Annotated in this window: 13 protein-coding genes; 1 reads left to right on the top strand and 12 read right to left on the bottom strand. The window is 69.8% G+C overall.

The window, feature by feature from the left end; translation table 11 throughout:
- Nucleotides 1–46 precede the first annotated feature (46 nt).
- The 3 genes from AB0N31_RS25030 to AB0N31_RS25040 form a co-directional block, all read right to left on the bottom strand.
- Nucleotides 47–457, bottom strand: a complete 411-nt coding sequence (locus tag AB0N31_RS25030; protein WP_366060653.1) for a DUF6113 family protein — start codon at nt 455–457, stop codon at nt 47–49.
- The gene (gene mshB, locus AB0N31_RS25035) at nt 457–1,335 is read right to left on the bottom strand and encodes an N-acetyl-1-D-myo-inositol-2-amino-2-deoxy-alpha-D-glucopyranoside deacetylase (protein ID WP_366060654.1); all 879 of its coding nucleotides are present in this window, start codon (nt 1,333–1,335) and stop codon (nt 457–459) included. Before mshB ends, AB0N31_RS25030 begins: the two co-directional genes overlap by 1 nt.
- A 74-nt stretch (nt 1,336–1,409) precedes the next feature.
- Nucleotides 1,410–1,604 carry a hypothetical protein gene (locus AB0N31_RS25040; RefSeq protein WP_030783885.1) on the bottom strand — a complete coding sequence of 65 codons (195 nt, stop codon included), beginning with the start codon at nt 1,602–1,604 and terminating at the stop codon, nt 1,410–1,412.
- A gap of 178 nt (nt 1,605–1,782) precedes the next feature.
- On the opposite strand from AB0N31_RS25040, the gene AB0N31_RS25045 reads away from it, so the two are divergent.
- Nucleotides 1,783–3,978, top strand: a complete 2,196-nt coding sequence (locus AB0N31_RS25045) for a prolyl oligopeptidase family serine peptidase (RefSeq protein ID WP_366060655.1) — start codon at nt 1,783–1,785, stop codon at nt 3,976–3,978.
- Nucleotides 3,979–4,177: 199 nt separating this feature from the next.
- Here AB0N31_RS25045 and AB0N31_RS25050 read toward each other — a convergent pair whose 3' ends face one another.
- The 9 genes from AB0N31_RS25050 to AB0N31_RS25090 form a co-directional block, all read right to left on the bottom strand.
- Nucleotides 4,178–5,281: a dipeptide ABC transporter ATP-binding protein gene (locus AB0N31_RS25050; RefSeq protein ID WP_366060656.1), complete on the bottom strand. Its 1,104-nt coding sequence runs from the start codon at nt 5,279–5,281 to the stop codon at nt 4,178–4,180.
- Entirely contained in the window at nt 5,262–6,248 is a 987-nt protein-coding gene (locus AB0N31_RS25055) for an ABC transporter ATP-binding protein (RefSeq protein WP_366060657.1), read from the bottom strand. Before AB0N31_RS25055 ends, AB0N31_RS25050 begins: the two co-directional genes overlap by 20 nt.
- A gap of 7 nt (nt 6,249–6,255) precedes the next feature.
- On the bottom strand, nt 6,256–7,260 hold the full coding sequence (locus AB0N31_RS25060; RefSeq protein WP_366060717.1) for an ABC transporter permease: 1,005 nt from the start codon (nt 7,258–7,260) through the stop codon (nt 6,256–6,258).
- A gap of 4 nt (nt 7,261–7,264) precedes the next feature.
- Nucleotides 7,265–8,188: an ABC transporter permease gene (locus AB0N31_RS25065; RefSeq protein ID WP_366060658.1), complete on the bottom strand. Its 924-nt coding sequence runs from the start codon at nt 8,186–8,188 to the stop codon at nt 7,265–7,267.
- A gap of 6 nt (nt 8,189–8,194) precedes the next feature.
- Nucleotides 8,195–9,823, bottom strand: coding sequence for an ABC transporter substrate-binding protein (locus tag AB0N31_RS25070; RefSeq protein ID WP_366060659.1), 1,629 nt, complete (start codon nt 9,821–9,823; stop codon nt 8,195–8,197).
- 1,059 nt (nt 9,824–10,882) lie between these two features.
- A complete protein-coding gene (locus AB0N31_RS25075; protein WP_366060660.1) occupies nt 10,883–12,004 on the bottom strand; it encodes a dipeptide ABC transporter ATP-binding protein in 1,122 nt (373 codons plus the stop codon).
- A gap of 13 nt (nt 12,005–12,017) precedes the next feature.
- Entirely contained in the window at nt 12,018–13,079 is a 1,062-nt protein-coding gene (locus tag AB0N31_RS25080; protein WP_366060661.1) for an ABC transporter ATP-binding protein, read from the bottom strand.
- Between the two features lie 10 nt (nt 13,080–13,089).
- Nucleotides 13,090–14,067, bottom strand: coding sequence for an ABC transporter permease (locus AB0N31_RS25085; protein ID WP_366060662.1), 978 nt, complete (start codon nt 14,065–14,067; stop codon nt 13,090–13,092).
- A gap of 103 nt (nt 14,068–14,170) precedes the next feature.
- On the bottom strand, nt 14,171–15,967 hold the full coding sequence (locus AB0N31_RS25090) for an ABC transporter substrate-binding protein (RefSeq protein ID WP_366060663.1): 1,797 nt from the start codon (nt 15,965–15,967) through the stop codon (nt 14,171–14,173).
- Nucleotides 15,968–15,980: the final 13 nt, after the last annotated feature.

Consider the following 15,980-nt stretch of genomic DNA (forward strand, 5'->3'; position numbering starts at 1 on the left):
AAAACGTCACGGGACTCGCACGCCCTTGCCGCGGCGAAGTGGTACGTCACTTGCCAAGTCGGACGCCGTCGCCGACCGGTTGCCGCCCCCAGCCGATGGTGGCGCAGATCACAGCGAGTGCCATGCCGCCGAGCAGGAAGAGGTAGGAACCGCCTCCCGCGCCGAACAGGAAGTCGCCCTCGGGGCGACCGGCGGTGAGCAGGACGACGGTGATCATCCAGCCGACAGCGGGCGCGACGGCCCCGGCCCGGCTGCCGACGGCCCGTGCGCCGCCGAGGAACAACCCGGCGGCGCCCGCGAGCGCGAGCAGCAGCCCGCCGGGGAACCAGCCGGCCTGCAGGAGCGCCCCGGCCAGCGCGGTGAGCGCGCCGAGCAGCAGGAGCCCGAGGTAGGCGGCGATCCGTGCGGCGGGGGGCCGTTGGAGGGGCTGGGCGAGCAGGGAACCGTGGTCGGGCATCAGAGTGCCTCCTCGACACCGGCACCGTCGACACCGGCGAACAGGTCGGTCTCCCGCTCCCGGGGCCGCCGCCCGCGGACGAGTTCGTAGTACTCGGTGGTGAACAGGGGCTGGGCCAGTTCGTTGGAGAGCGCGAAGTGCCTGCCGTCGGGGGCGACCTCGATCTGGGTGGCGTGCGCGCGCATCGCGGCGGCCTTGGCGGTGGCGTACGCGCCGCCGTCGATCTCGGTGGTGATCCGCTCGTCGTCCACGACACCGGGTACGTCCGCCACGGCGGCGCTCCTGTCGAAGGGCAGGCCGGGCAGCTCCTGCCCGAGCCGGGCGAAGGCGGCCTCGGCGACGGAACGCGGGACGCGGTTCCAGTACACCTTGGGCACGCTCCAGCCGGCCCGGTCGGCCAGCTCGACGGCCCGCATGGCGACGCGGTGGGCCTGGATGTGGTCGGGGTGGCCGTAGCCGCCCAGGTCGTCGTAGGTGACGAGGACCTGGGGGCGCAGGGCGAGGATCACCTCGACCAGCGATCCGGCGGCGGCGTCGACGTCGGCCTGCCAGAAGGCGGTGGCGTCGTCGTTGTCGGGCAGGCCCATCATCCCGGAGTCGGTGTACCGCCCGGCGCCGCCGAGCAGCCGGACGTCGCCGACGCCCAGTTCGCCCACGGCGGCGGTGAGTTCGCGCAGGCGCCACTCGCCGAGGGCGGCACCGGTGAGGTGCCGCAGCTGCGGCGGGATGACCTCGCCACGCTCACCGAGGGTGCAGGTGACCAGAGCCACCCGGGCACCCTCGGCCGCGTACCTGGCCATGGTCGCGCCGTTGTTGATCGACTCGTCGTCCGGGTGCGCGTGCACCAGCAGCAGACGCCGGGCTGGCAGTTCCGTCATGGGGCAACCCTACGAGGCGGGCATGCATCCGTGCCGCAGGGGCAGACGCATACACGGACGCAGGGTCACGCCGGTCAGAACTTGATGCTGCCGATCATGCTCGCGACGCTCGTCGTCAGGTCGTTGATCGTCCCCGCCATCGTGGAGGAGGCGAGGTAGAAGCCGAGCAGGATGCAGACAACCGCGTGACCGCCCTTCAGTCCGGACTTCTTGATCAACAAGAAGACGATGATCGCCAGCAGCACCACCGCCGAAATCGAGAGTGCCACGGCGGCTCACCTCCAAGTACCCGGTTACGTGGGGGACGACAAAGCTAGGGAACCTGTAAATCCATACATCAGCCAGCAGGTTCATACCCACACAGCGCTAGTGATCATAACTGTGGGTACGTGCGCATCTCTCGGCGCACAGCCGCACAAGGGGGCGCATGGCCAATATGGTCGGGGCATGACGACCGAGTCCGACTCCTTCCCCCGCCGGCACGCCCGGACCCAGCGGTTCACGCTCGGCGCGCCGCGTTCGTTCACGGTGGCGCCCGACGGCTCCCGTGTCGCGTTCCTGCGCTCCTTCGCCGGTGACGACCGCAGCAACGCGCTGTGGGTCCTCGACCCGGCGGACGGCCGGGAGCGCGTGGTCGCGGACCCGCGCGCCCTCCTCGGCGGCGCCCCGGAGGCCCTCTCGCCCGAGGAACGGGCGCGCCGCGAGCGCAGCCGCGAAGGGGGCGCCGGGATCGTCGGGTACGCCACCGACGCGGCCGTCGAGCTGGCGTCTTTCACCTTGTCGGGGCGGCTCTTCACGGCTGAGCTGCGCGCCGGTACGGCGCGCGGGATCCGCGTTCCCGGGCCGGTGATCGACCCTCGTCCCTCCCCCGACGGGCGGCTCGTCGCGTACGTCGCGCGGGGCGCCCTGCGGGTCGTGGGCGCCGAGGGCGAGGGCGACGTGGCGCTCGCCGAACCGGAGTCGGAGAGGGTTTCGTACGGATTGGCCGAGTTCATCGCGGCGGAGGAGATGGGCCGTTCGCGGGGGTTCTGGTGGGCCCCGGAGTCCGACCGGCTGCTGGTGGCGAGGGTGGACGACACGCCGGTGGAGCGGTGGTGGATCTCCGATCCGGCCCAGCCGAAACGTGACCCACAACACGTCGCGTATCCGGCTGCCGGGACGGCCAACGCCGACGTGCGGTTGTTCGTGCTCGACCTCGATGGGGTGCGCACGGAGGTCGTCTGGGACCGGGCGCGCTACCCCTATCTGGCGCGAGTGCACTGGTCAGCGGCGGGTGCTCCGCTGCTGCTCGTACAGGCGCGCGACCAGCGCAGTCAGCTGTACCTGGCGGTCGACACCACCTCCGGGGCGACCCGGATGGTGCACGCCGACGAAGACCCGATTTGGCTTGATCTTTTCCCCGGAGTGCCCTGCTGGAGCCCCTCCGGGCAGCTGGTGCGCATCGCCGACGAGGGCGGTGCGCGGGTCCTCGCGGTCGGCGAACGTCCGCTGACCGGAGCGCAGTTGCAGGTCCGCGCGGTGCTGGACGTGACGGCCGACGACGTGCTGGTCTCGGCCTCGGCCGGCGAGTCGGCGGAGAGCCCCGAGATCGGCGAGGTGCACGTCTACCGCGTCAACGAACTCGGCGTGGAACGCGTGTCCGACGAGCCCGGCGTGCACTCGGCGGTGCGGGCCGGCGGCGTGACCGTCCTGGTCTCGGCGACCCTGGACCGGCCCGGGAGCCGGGTGCGGGTGCTGCGGAACGGCGACCGGAAGGAAACGAAGGTCTCGCCGACGGGAGGGCGGGCGCCGGCGGTCACGGTCCGGTCGTACGCGGAGGATCCCGGCCTCTCGCCCCGCGTGACACTCACCCAGGGGGGCGCACGGCGAATCCCGTGCGCCGTGCTTATGCCTACGGACTACCCCGGTGACACCTCGCTCCCGGTCCTGCTGGACCCCTACGGCGGCCCGCACGGGGCCAGGGTGCTCGCCGCGCACAACGCCCACCTCACCTCGCAGTGGTTCGCCGACCAGGGGTTCGCGGTGGTCGTCGCCGACGGCCGGGGCACTCCGGGGCGCTCACCTGCCTGGGAGAAGGCGGTCAGGGACGATCTGGCGGCCGTCGTGCTCCAGGACCAGGTCGACGCCCTCCAGGCGCTCGCCGCCGACTTCCCGCTCGATCTGAGCCGGGTCGCCGTCCGCGGCTGGTCCTTCGGCGGTTACCTGGCGGCCCTCGCGGTGCTGCGCCGCCCGGACGTGTTCCACGCGGCGGTGGTCGGCGCCCCGGTCACCGACCTGCGCCTGTACGACACGCACTACCAGGAGCGCTACCTCGGACACCCCGGGCAGCAGCCGGAGGTCTACCGGCGGAACTCACTGGTGGACGACGCGGGACTGGTCGACGCCGCCGAACCGGCCCGCCCGATGATGATCATCCACGGCCTCGCCGACGACAACGTGGTGGTCGCCCACTCCCTGCGGCTCTCCTCGGCCCTGCTCGCCGCCGGCCGCCCGCACGAGGTCCTGCCGCTGGCCGGCGTGACGCACATGACCCCCCAGGAGACGGTCGCCGAGAACCTGCTCCGCCTCCAACTGGACTTCCTGCGGCGCGCTCTGGGGCTGCGCGAGAGCGACTCCCCGCAGAGCGCCGCAACCAGCGATTGAGGAACCACGACGAGGCCCCAGCCGCCTCCGCGAGAGCGGCGCCGGCTCAGGCGCAAAAAACGGGCCGGGAGACATGGCGCTCCCGGCCCGTTCACGGCACCCGCACGGCCGTACGCTGTTCAGCCTGACGCGTCCGTATATCGGAAACGCGTCGGCCAAGTTGCCTGCGTGTTAACGCGATTGCGGCGCAAATGTGCGCCTACGCCCCCTCGCTTCCATGATCTTCGCGGGTTTCCTCGGGCGGCACCACCTGCTTCTCCTCCGCGAAGTGGCAGGCGGAGTCGTGGGCCGCGGGGCCGCCGGTGCGGCGGAACTCCGCCGGGACGGCGAGGGCCGGCACCTCCACGGCGCACCGTTCCCGCGCCTTCCAGCAGCGGGTGCGGAAGCGGCAGCCGGAGGGGATGTTCGTCGGCGAGGGCACGTCCCCGGAGAGGATGATCCGCTCCCGGTGCTCACGCGCCTCCGGGTCCGGCACGGGCACCGCGGAGAGCAGCGCCTGGGTGTACGGGTGGGTGGGGTGGTCGTAGATCTCGGCGTCCCGGCCGGTCTCCACGATCCGTCCGAGGTACATCACCCCGACCCGGTCGGAGATGTGCCGGACGATCGACAGGTCGTGCGCGATGAAGACGTACGAGAGGTCGAACTCGCTCTGGAGACCCGCCAGCAGGTTGATGACCTGTGCCTGCACGGACACGTCGAGCGCGGACACCGGCTCGTCGGCGACGATCACCTCGGGGCGCAGGGCGAGCCCCCGCGCGATGCCGATGCGCTGGCGCTGGCCGCCGGAGAACTGGTGCGGGTAGCGGTTGATGTACTCGGGGTTGAGGCCGACCACGTCCAGCAGGTCCTGGACCTTCCTGCGCCGATCGCCCTTGGGCGCCACCTCGGGATGGATCTCGTACGGCTCCCCGATGATGTCGCCCACCGTCATGCGGGGGTTGAGGGAGGTGTACGGGTCCTGGAAGACCATCTGGATGTTGCGGCGGACCGCCCGCAGGGCCTTCCCCGACAGTTTGGTGATGTCGTCGCCCTTGTAGCGGATCGTCCCGCCCGTCGGCCTCTCCAGGTTGACCAGCATCTTGGCGACCGTGGACTTGCCGCAGCCGGACTCCCCCACGATGCCGAGGGTCTCGCCGCGGCGGAGGGTGAAGTCGACGCCGTCGACGGCCTTGACCGCGCCGACCTGCTTCTTGAAGAGGATGCCCCGGGTGAGCGGGTAGTGCTTGACGAGCCCGGTCACCTCGAGGATCGGCTCGGCCGCCGCGGGGACCGGGGCGGTCGTGTCAGCCGGGGTACTGGCCATGCAGGCACTCCCTCCAGAAGTGGCAGGCGCTGCCGCGCTCCTCGTCCACCTCGTACAGCGGCGGCTCGTCGGTGCGGCACACGTCCTGGGCCATCGGGCAGCGCGGGTGGAAGGCGCAGCCCGGCGGGATGTGCATGAGGTTGGGCGGCAGGCCCTTGATGGCGTACAGCTCCCGGCCCTTCTGGTCCAGGCGCGGGATGGAGTCGAGCAGGCCGCGGGTGTAGGGGTGGGCGGGCGCCTTGTAGATGTCGTGGACGGGCGCCGACTCCACGATCCGGCCCGCGTACATCACGGCGATGCGGTCGGCGACGTCGGCGACCACGCCGAGGTCGTGGGTGATCAGGATGAGCCCCATGCGCAGCTCGCGCTGCAGCTCCGCGAGCAGGTCCATGACCTGGGCCTGGACGGTGACGTCGAGCGCGGTGGTCGGCTCGTCCGCGATGATCAGCGCGGGTTCCAGGGCCATCGCCATCGCGATCATGATGCGCTGGCGCATGCCGCCGGAGAACTGGTGCGGGTACTGCCGGACCCGTTCCTTCGCCGCCGGGATGCGGACCCGGTCCATCAGCTCGACGGCCTTGGCGCGGGCGTCCTTCCTCGACATGCCGCGGTGCACGACGAACATCTCGCCGAGCTGGTCGCCCACGGGGAGCACGGGGTTGAGCGAGGACAGCGCGTCCTGGAAGATCATCGCCATCCCGGCGCCCCGGACCTTGCGGCGCTCCTCCTCCTTGAGGGTCAGCAGGTCCCGGTCCTGGAAGAGGATCTCCCCTCCGGTGATCCGGCCGGGCGGGACGTCCAGGATGCCCATGACGGCCTGGGCGGTGACGGACTTGCCGGAGCCGGACTCCCCCAGCACGGCGAGGGTCTCGCCCGCGTCGACGCCGTAGGTGACGCCGTTGACGGCCTTGGCGATCCCGTCGCGGGTGCGGAACTCCACGTGCAGGTCGCGCACTTCGAGCAGCATCGGGACGTCACCTCAGCTTCGGGTCGAGGGCGTCGCGCACCGCGTCGCCGAGCATGATGAACGCCAGCACGGTGAGCGCCAGGGCGCCGGAGGGCCACAGCAGCGCGTGCGGCGCGTTGCGGATGTACGGCGAGGCGGCGGAGATGTCGATGCCCCAGGAGACGGTCGGCGGCTTCAGGCCGACGCCGAGGTAGGACAGGGTGGCCTCCAGGGCGATGTACGTGCCGAGCGCGATGGTGGCCACGACGATCACGGGGGCGACGGCGTTGGGCGTGATGTGCCGCAGCAGCATGCGGGAGTTGGAGGCGCCGAGCGCCCGCGCGGCCTGGACGTAGTCGTTCTGCTTGGCGGTGATGACCGAGCCGCGGGCGATGCGGGAGATCTGCGGCCAGCCGAGCAGCACCATGAACCCGATGACGGGCCAGACGGTGTTGCTGGTCACCACGGAGAGCAGCACCAGGCCGCCGAGGACGACCGGGATCGCGAAGAAGACGTCGGTGATCCGGGACAGGACGGAGTCCCACGTCCCGCCGAAGAAGCCGGCGAGCCCGCCCAGGACGCTGCCGAACAGGGCGACGCCGAGCGTGGCCAGGACGCCGACCGTGACGGACGTACGGGCGCCGTAGACGGTGCGGGTGTACACGTTGCAGCCCTGGCCGTCGTAGCCGAACGGGGCGCCCTGCTGGGAGCCCTCCTGGGCCTTGGCGAGGTCGCACGTGAGGGGGGAGCCGGAGGCGATCGCCGAGGGCCACAGGGAGATGAAGACCAGGAAGAGGATGACCAGGGCGGAGATGATGAAGACCGGGTTGCGGCGCAGGTCGCGCCAGGCGTCGGACCACAGGGAACGCGCCTTCTCGCCGGGGCCGGTGCCGTCCGGGCCGGGCGCCTTCTCCAGGGTCTCGCCCTCGGAGGTGGCGAGGTCCATCGCGCCGCCCATGCCCGTCGCGGCGACGGCGCCGTCCTCCTCCGGGACGCGGCCCCCGCCGGAGGGAGGGCGGGGCTCCGGCGGCATCGGTTCAGGCATAGCGGATCCTCGGGTCGAGTACGGCGTACAGGAGGTCGACGAGCAGGTTGGCCACCAGGAAGACCAGGACGAGGACGGTCACGAAGCCGACGACGGTCTGGGTGTTCTGGCGGAGGATGCCCTGGTAGAGCTGGAAGCCGACGCCGTGGATGTTGAAGATGCGCTCGGTGACGATCGCGCCGCCCATCAGGGCGCCGATGTCGGTGCCGATGAAGGTGACGACCGGGATGAGCGAGTTGCGCAGCAGGTGGCGGGTCACGACGCGGCGCCTGGGCAGGCCCTTGGCGACGGCCGTACGGACGTAGTCTGACCGCTTGTTCTCCGCGATGGAGGTGCGGGTCAGGCGGGTGACGTAGGCCAGGGAGACGCTCGCCAGCACCAGGCCCGGCACGATCAGCTCGCCGAACGCGGCGTCCGGTGACACCGACGGTTTGATCCAGCCCCACTCGACGCCGAGCAGCAGCTGGAGCAGCAGGCCGGTGACGAAGGTGGGGACGGAGATCACGACGAGGGTGCCGAGCAGGACGCCGGTGTCGACGGGGCGGCCGCGGCGCAGGCCGGTGACGACTCCGAGGGTGATGCCGATGACGATCTCGAAGAGGATCGCGACGATCGTCAGCCGGATGGTGACGGGGAACGCCGAGGCCATCAGCTCGGTGACCGGCTGGCCGTTGAACGCCGTCCCGAAGTCACCGGTGAAGATGTTGCCCAAGTAGGTCAGGTACTGCTGCCAGACCGGCTTGTCGAGGCCGAACTCCTTCTTCAGCTGGGCGGCGGTGGCGGGGTCGCACTGCCGGTCGCCGCAGAGGCCCGCGATGGGGTCGCCCATCACGTTGACCATCAGGAAGATCAGCAGCGTGGCCCCGATGAACACCGGGATCATCTGGAGGAGGCGCCGGATCACGTACCGCCCCATGGCGGGTCAGCTGACCTTGATCTCGTTGTAGACCGGGACGGAGAACGGGTTGAGCTTGACGCCCGAGAGGCGCTCCGAGTAGCCGGCGCTGCCGTTCTGGTACCAGAGCGGGATGGCGGCCATGTTGTCCCGGACGACCTCCTCGGCCTGCTGGAACGTCTCGACGGCCTTGGCGGTGTCGGTCTCGGCGTTGGCCTTGTTCACGAGGTCGTCGAACTCCTTGTTCGACCACTTGCCGTCGTTGGAGGAGGCGTTGGTGTAGTAGAGCGGCTGGAGGAAGTTCTGGATGAGCGGGTAGTCCATCTGCCAGCCCGCCCGGAACGGGCCGGCCATCTTCCGGTCGCCGATCTGGCTGCGGAAGTCGGCGAAGGTGCCGACGGGGTTGCCGACGCAGGCCTTCTCGTTGCCGAGGGCGTTGTTGATGGAGTTGCAGACGGCGTCGACCCACTGCTTGTGGGAGCCGGTGTCCGCGTTGTAGGTGATCTTGACCTGGCCGCCGGGGAGGCCGCCGCCCTCCTGGATGAGCTTCTTGGCCTCGGCCGGGTCGTAGTCGCAGGCGTCCCCGCACAGGCCTTCCTTGAAGCCGCCGTCCGCGCCGAGCACCGGGGAGGTCCAGTCGGTGGCGGGGGTGCGGGTCTTCTGGAAGATCGTCTCGGTGATCTGCTCGCGGTCGATGGCCCGGGACAGGCCGGTGCGGACCTTGTCCGAGCCGCTCTTGTTCCACTTCGGGTCGTAGAACGGGAAGGCGAGGGTCTGGAGGATGCCGGCGGGGGTGTTGAGGTAGCGGTCGCCCAGGTCGTTCTTGACGTTCTTGAGCTGGGCCGCCGGCACGTCGTCGACCAGGTCGAGGTTGCCGGCCAGCAGGTCGGTGTAGGCGGTGTTGTTGTCGGTGTAGACCTTCAGGTCCACGCCGCCGTTCTCCGCCGCGTCGTCGCCGGGGTAGTCCGCCCACTTGCGCAGGCTCATCTGGGAGCCCTTGGTGTAGGAGTCGACGGCGTAGGGCCCGTTGCCGACCGGCTTGGCCAGCCAGCCGGCGTGGTCGGTGAAGAAGGCCTGGGGCAGGGGTGCGTAGGCGGGGTAGCCGAGGACGTCGGGGAAGGTCGAGAACTTCTGGTTGAGCTTGACGGTGAAGGTCTTGTCGTCGACGACCTTCAGCCCCGAGAGGGTCTCGGCGGTCTGCTTGCTCCCGTCCTCGGGGTGCGTCTTGTCGTAGCCCTCGATGTAGCCGAAGAAGTAGGCGTTCTTCTGGTTGTTCTTCAGGCCGGCGCCGTAGTTCCAGGCGTCCACGAAGGACCTGGCGGTGACCTTCTCGCCGTTGCTGAAGGTCCAGCCGTCCTTGATCGTGACGGTGAAGTTCTGCGAGTCCGAGGTCTCGATCTTCTCGGCGAGCATGTCCTCGGCCTTGCCGGTCTCCGGGTCGTACTTCTTCAGGCTCCGGAAGATCATGTCGAGGACCTTGCCGCCCTGCACCTCGTTGGTGTTGGCCGGCTCCAGCGGGTTCTGCGGGTCACCCCACGAGGAGCTGAGCACCGCGCCGGTGTCGCCCCCGCTGTCGCCCCCGCCCCCGCAGGCCGTCGCCGTGAGGGCCGCGGCCGCCGCGCATGCGGCCCACTTGGCGTGCGTGGCTCCACGCATGGATGCCTCCTCTTGACCGCGCCTCACCTGAGCGCTGTGCCGTCGGTGTCGACGTCCGCATCGACCTACTGATTCCTTATCAGCAAATATCAACGCAAAAGGTGCATAACGCACACGGGTGCCACCCGTCCGGGTGCCGAACCCCCGGGAACCGCGGGTCCCGTCGCCACTCTCCCGCAGAAGGTCCCCGGCGTTCGAACCGGCCCGTGGCACCCGCCGCGTCGAGCGGTACGAGCGCCGCTTCCCGCGACCGCTCGGCGGCGCGTCCTGGGCCGACGGGAGGCGCGGGGTGCGGTTCTGCCGCGCGGCCGTGCGCAGCGCCGCGACGACGGCCGTGGTCGCCGGGTTCGCGGTCTCGGTGTGACGTGCCGCGGCGAACAGCGGGCGCGGGATCGGGCGGTCGTGGAGGGGCGCCGTGCGAATGTGCCGGGCGTGTCCGGGTCGACGGCGGTCCGGAGGGCGGGCGCGGTGGCGAGCCCGGCCCGTACGAGGGTGAGCCGGGCGGCGATGCCGGCGGTGACGCAGCGCGTCGCGGGTGTGAAGCCGCCTGGCGGCAGGCGTGCAGGACGGCCTGTCCGTGGTCGACGGCGGCCCGGCGAGGCTGTGCGTCGCCGGTTCCGGCAGCGCGACGGGCCGCCCGTCGGTACGGCCCCGTGCCGCGGATCCCCGTACGGCGGGAACACCGTGGCGCCTGCCACCTGGCGGCGGTGCGCCCGAGCGGGCCGGGCGCCCGGGCGGCCACGGTCGTCGACCTCGGCGTCGAGCAGGCGACCCGCTCTCGAACGGTTGCGGGCCCTGCCGGGTCCTGGCCGGGCAGCGACGGCCACCCGTCTCGTCCGGCACCGCCTGCCGTACCCCCGCCGCCTGTCAGCCGGGACGGCAGGTGCCGCACTCCGCGGCCTTCCAGGAGTTCCGGCACGACGGGCCCGGCACCCACCTGTCCGGACGGCGCACCGGGAGGTGCAGCCGGGTGGCATCGCGCGAGGCGGGCCGGGTACGCGTCGGGGGCGGGAGCGCGGGCTCCCACCCCCTGTCGGTGTCTCGACGCGCGTGGCGGAGCTACTCCTTGGCGGCCGATTCCTCCAGCGCCTTGAGCGCCGGGTCGAGGACGACGTCCTCGTCGCGGGCCTCGGTGGTCGGGTCCTCCGGGAAGTGGCAGGCCGTCAGGTGGCCGGCCCGGTTGCCGGAGAGCTGGACCAGCGGCGGCTCCTCCGTCGCGCACTTGTCCTGCGCCTTCCAGCAACGGGTGCGGAAGCGGCAGCCGGACGGCGGGTGGATCGGCGAGGGCACGTCACCGGAGAGCCGGATCCGCTCCCGGGCGGGACCCTCGTCCTCGATCTCGACCTCGGGGACGGCGGAGAGGAGGGCGTGGGTGTACGGGTGCCGGGGCCGGTTGTAGAGGGAGTCGCGGTCGCCGACCTCGACGATCTTGCCGAGGTACATCACCGCGAGGCGCTGCGAGAAGTGGCGCACGACCGCCAGGTCGTGGGCGATGAAGAGGAAGGCGATGCCCATCTCCTCCTGGACCTTCTGCAGCAGGTTGACCACCTGCGCCTGGATCGACACGTCCAGCGCCGAGACCGGCTCGTCGGCGACGATCAGCTTCGGGTTCAGGGAGAGCGCGCGGGCCACCCCGATGCGCTGCCGCTGACCGCCGGAGAACTCGTGCGGGAAGCGGTTGTAGTGCTCGGGGTTGAGGCCGACCAGCTCCAGCAGCTCCCGGACCTTCTTCTCCCGGCCTCCCGGCGGGTTGATCCCGTTGACCTCCATCGGCGACTTGATGATCGTGCCGACGGTCTGCCGCGGGTTCAGCGAGGAGTACGGGTCCTGGAAGATCATCTGGATCTCGGACCGCACGGGCGCGATCTGCCGCCGGGAGGCGTGCGTGATGTCCTGCCCGGCGTACGTGATCTTCCCGCCGGTCGGTTCCAGCAGCCGGGTGATGAGCCGGCCCGTGGTCGACTTGCCGCAGCCCGACTCGCCGACCAGGCCGACGCTCTCGCCGACGCCGACGGTCAGGTCGACCCCGTCGACGGCCTGGACCGCGCCGACCTTGCGCTTGATCGGGAAGCCGCCGTAGATCGGGAAGTGCTTGGTCAGACCCTCGACCTGCAGCAGCGTCTCGGCGGACGGCGTGTCGGTCGGTCCCTGCTGTGTGGGGAGGGTGAGGTTGTCGCTCATGTCTCGGTTCTCCCTAGCGCAGCCGGGGCTGGATCTTGTCGATGAAGATGGACTGCTTCTGCTCGGCCGTCAGGTGACAGGCGGCCGCGCGTCCTTCGCCCAGCAGCGGACGCTCGTCCGAGCACGCGGTGCCGGGCACCTCGGACCGGAAGGCGCAGCGCGGGTGGAAGGGGCAGCCCGAGGGCGGGTTGAGCAGGCTGGGCGGGTTGCCGGGGATCGGCGTGAGCGCCTCCGAGGTGTCACCGCCCAGACGCGGCATCGAGCTCAGCAGCCCCCAGGTGTACGGGTGCTGCGGGTTGCGCAGCACCTCACGGACGCTGCCGCGCTCGACCGCCCGGCCCGAGTACATCACCAGCAGGTCGTCGGCCATGTGCGAGATGACGCCGAGGTCGTGGGTGATGAAGATGATCGCCGAACCGAACTCCTGCTGGAGGTCCTTGAGCAGGTCGAGGATCTGCGCCTGCACGGTGACGTCCAGGGCGGTGGTCGGCTCGTCGGCGATCAGCAGGTCGGGGTTGCAGACCAGCGCCATGGCGATCATCGCGCGCTGGCGCATACCACCGGAGAACTGGTGCGGATAGTCGTCGACGCGCGTCTTGGGCTGCGGGATGCCGACCTTGGTCAGCATCTCCACGGCCCGGTCCTTCGCCTCCTTCTTGGAGGCGCCCATGTGCTTCATGAACGGCTCGGCGATCTGCCGGCCCACCGTGTAGTACGGCGAGAGCGCGGTGAGCGGGTCCTGGAAGATCATCGCGACCTTGTTGCCGCGCAGCTTCTCCATCTCCCGCTCGGTCGCCGTCACCAGCTCCTTGCCGTCCAGGACGATCTCGCCCTCGACGGTGGAGCTCATGGGGTTGTGCAGACCGAGGACGGTCAGGTTGGTCACGGACTTGCCCGAGCCGGACTCGCCCACGATGCCGAGGGTCTTTCCCCGCTCGACGTCGAAGGAGAGCCCGTCGACCGCCTTGACGATGCCGTCCTCGGTGGAGAACCGCACCCGCAGATCACGGACCGACAGGAAGGCCTCGGGCCCGGTCGGAGCCTGGGCGCCTTCGGACTTGGTCAGTGTGGTCACGGTATTTCTCCTAGGCGAGGCGCACGCGCGGGTCGATGTAGGCGTAGGCGAGGTCCACGATGATGTTCAGGACGAGGATGAAGAACGCCCCGAACAGCATGACGCCCATCGTGAGGGGCAGGTCCTTGGTCAGCGAGGACTCGACCGCGAGACGGCCGATGCCGGCCAGGTCGAAGGTGAACTCGGTGACCACCGCGCCCGCGAGGAGCCCGCTGAGGTCCATACCGATGATGGTGACGATCGGGATCAGCGACCCGCGCCAGGCGTAGCGGAAGAAGACGTATCCGCGCTTCATGCCCTTCGCCCGGGCTGTGCGGACGTGCTCCTCCTGCAACTGCTCGATCATCGTGGAACGCGCCATACGCGTGTACTGCGCCGTGAAGATCGTGGACATCACGAGCCAGGGGATCAGCATGCCCAGGAACCAGTTGCCCGGGTTGTCCGTGAACGGCACGTACCTGGGGTTGTCCATCCAGCCCGTGCTGTAGACGAGGAAGCCGAGGACGATCGGGCCGAGGAAGTAGATCTGGAACGAGCTCAGCACCATGGACGCGCCGCTGACGACCTTGTCGACGACCGTGCCGCGCTTCCAGGCGGCGAGCAGACCCGTACCGAGACCGAACAGCAGGAAGATCACCAGGCCGCCGACGGTCAGCGACAGCGTCAGCGGGAAGCGGTCCATGATGGAGTCCCAGACGAAGTCACCGCTGCTGAAGGAGACACCCAGGCACGGCGCGGGGCAGTGCCCCTGCGGGAAGTCCCGGCCGGTCACGATGCCCACCATGAAGTCCCAGAACTGCGCGGTGATGGGCTTGTCCAGACCGAGGTTCTCGCGGATCACGGCGATGTTCTCGGGGGTGCAGTTCTTGCCGCAGGACAGTTCGGCGAAGTCCTGGGGGATTGTGTAGAACAGGAAGAAGGTGAAGGCGCCGATCAGGAACAGGATCACGACGGCGCCGGTCAGCCTGCGGAGAAGGAACTGAAGCATGGCGGATAGATGCTCTCTTCGAAAAGCGGCGGTCTGAGGGGTACCGACCGCGGGGGTGCGCTCCGCCTGGCGCGCACCCCCGCGGGTCAGCCGAGCTGACCGGTTACGGCTGCTTCAGGAACAGGTCGTTGATGTCGATGTAGCTCGACTCGGTGCTGTAGCGGGCACCGCCGATGTTCGAACCGAAGAGCTGGATCTGCTTGGAGTAGTACACCGGGGCGGCCGGGTTGACCTTCTCCACGATGAGGTGGTGGGCCTTCTCCCAGGTCTTGGCGGCCTCGGCCGGCTGCTCGGTCAGCGCCTTCTGGATGAGGGCGTCGACCTCGGGGTCCTTGATGTGCGAGTAGTTCGAGGCGCCGTCGGCGACCTGGGTGCCGTCATAGACCGGGGTGATGACGGTGGACGGGGAGGACCAGTCCTGGCCCCAGCCGGTCATGTACAGGTCGTACGGGTTGGCCAGCTTGCCGATCTGCTCGTAGAACGAGGCGCGGTCGATCTCCTTGGCCTGGACGTTGAAGCCGATCTTGTTCAGGGCGTCCTTGACGATGACCATCTGGGCCTGGCCGCGGGGGCTGTTGGAGTAGGCGTAGGTGAGCTTCGTGCCCTCCTTGACACCCGCCTCCTTCAGCAGCTCCTTCGCCTTCGCCGGGTCACCGTTCGGCTTCTTCAGCTTGCCGAACGGGTCGTAGCTCGGGTCGAAGCCCGGCAGGGTCGGGGCCATCAGACCGCCGGCGACCTCGCCGCCGTAGCGGCCACCGTCCGCCTGGACCATGGCCTGGCTCGGGAGAGCGTAGGCGATCGCGTCGCGGACCTTCTTGTCCTTCATCCGGTCCAGGTTGAAGGACATCTGCCACACGTAGGGCTGGTAGCCCTGGATCGTGCGCTTCTTGGCGGCGGCGTTGCCGATGACCGTGGAGAGCTGGGCCGGATCCACCGAGTCCGTGAACTGGATGGCGTTCTTGGCGTCGCCCTGGTCGGCGATCAGACGCTTGGTCTGGCTGGCCTGGTCGATCGTGGTGGTGAAGTTGTAGCCGTTGACGTACTGGTGGCGCACCGAGTCCGTCTTCGGGTCCCACTGGTCGTTCTTGACCAGGGTCAGCGACTTGCCGGACTTGTAGTCGGAGATCTTGTACGGGCCGAGCGAGGCGGGGGCCTTGTCGTAGCCCTCCTTCGTGTCCCGCTTCGCCGGCACGATGCCGTAACCGGCCATGGCCAGGGCCTGCGGGAGGTCCGGGCGCGGCTTGTCGAAGTGGAAGACGACCGTCTTCGCGTCCGGGGTCTCCAGGACGGTGTCCGGTAGGTGCTTGCCCTTGTACGGGCCGTCCGGCAGCGCCTTGCGGTAGTCCGCACCCGACAGCCAGTTCTGGAGGTAGGTCGGGCCGTCGAAGATGACCTTCGAGTACAGCCGCTCGACGGTGTGGCGGACGTCGGCGGACGTGATCACGTTGCCCTGGTCGTCCTTGACGCCGTCCTTGAGGGTGTACGTCCAGGTCTTGCCGCCGTCGGTGGACTTGCCGGAGTCGGTGGCGATGTCACCGACGACCGTCAGGTTGCCCTTGTCGTCCTCCTCGTAGTTCGTCAGACCGCGGTGGATCAGGTTGGCGAACTGGCCGGCGTCGCTCACGTAGATCTGACCCGGGTCCATGTGGCTCAGGTCCGACTGCATGTACACGTTGATCGTGCCGCCGGGCTTCGCCCCGGCCACTTCCTCGGCCGGACCCGTGGAGGCCTTCGCGTCACCGTAGGCGACAGGCTTCGACTGCGCGGCGGCGTCGTCCTTGGACTTGGACGTGTCCTTGGCGTTGTTCTTTCCGTTGTCGGAGCAGCCGGTCAGGACCAGCGATCCGGCCACGAGGGCCACGGCTATGGCGCGCGCCTGGCGCGTTCTGATGGGCGTCATCATCCCGATGCAC

Origin of the sequence: Streptomyces sp. NPDC051051 (assembly GCF_040682975.1) — a bacterium.
GTDB lineage: Bacteria > Actinomycetota > Actinomycetes > Streptomycetales > Streptomycetaceae > Streptomyces.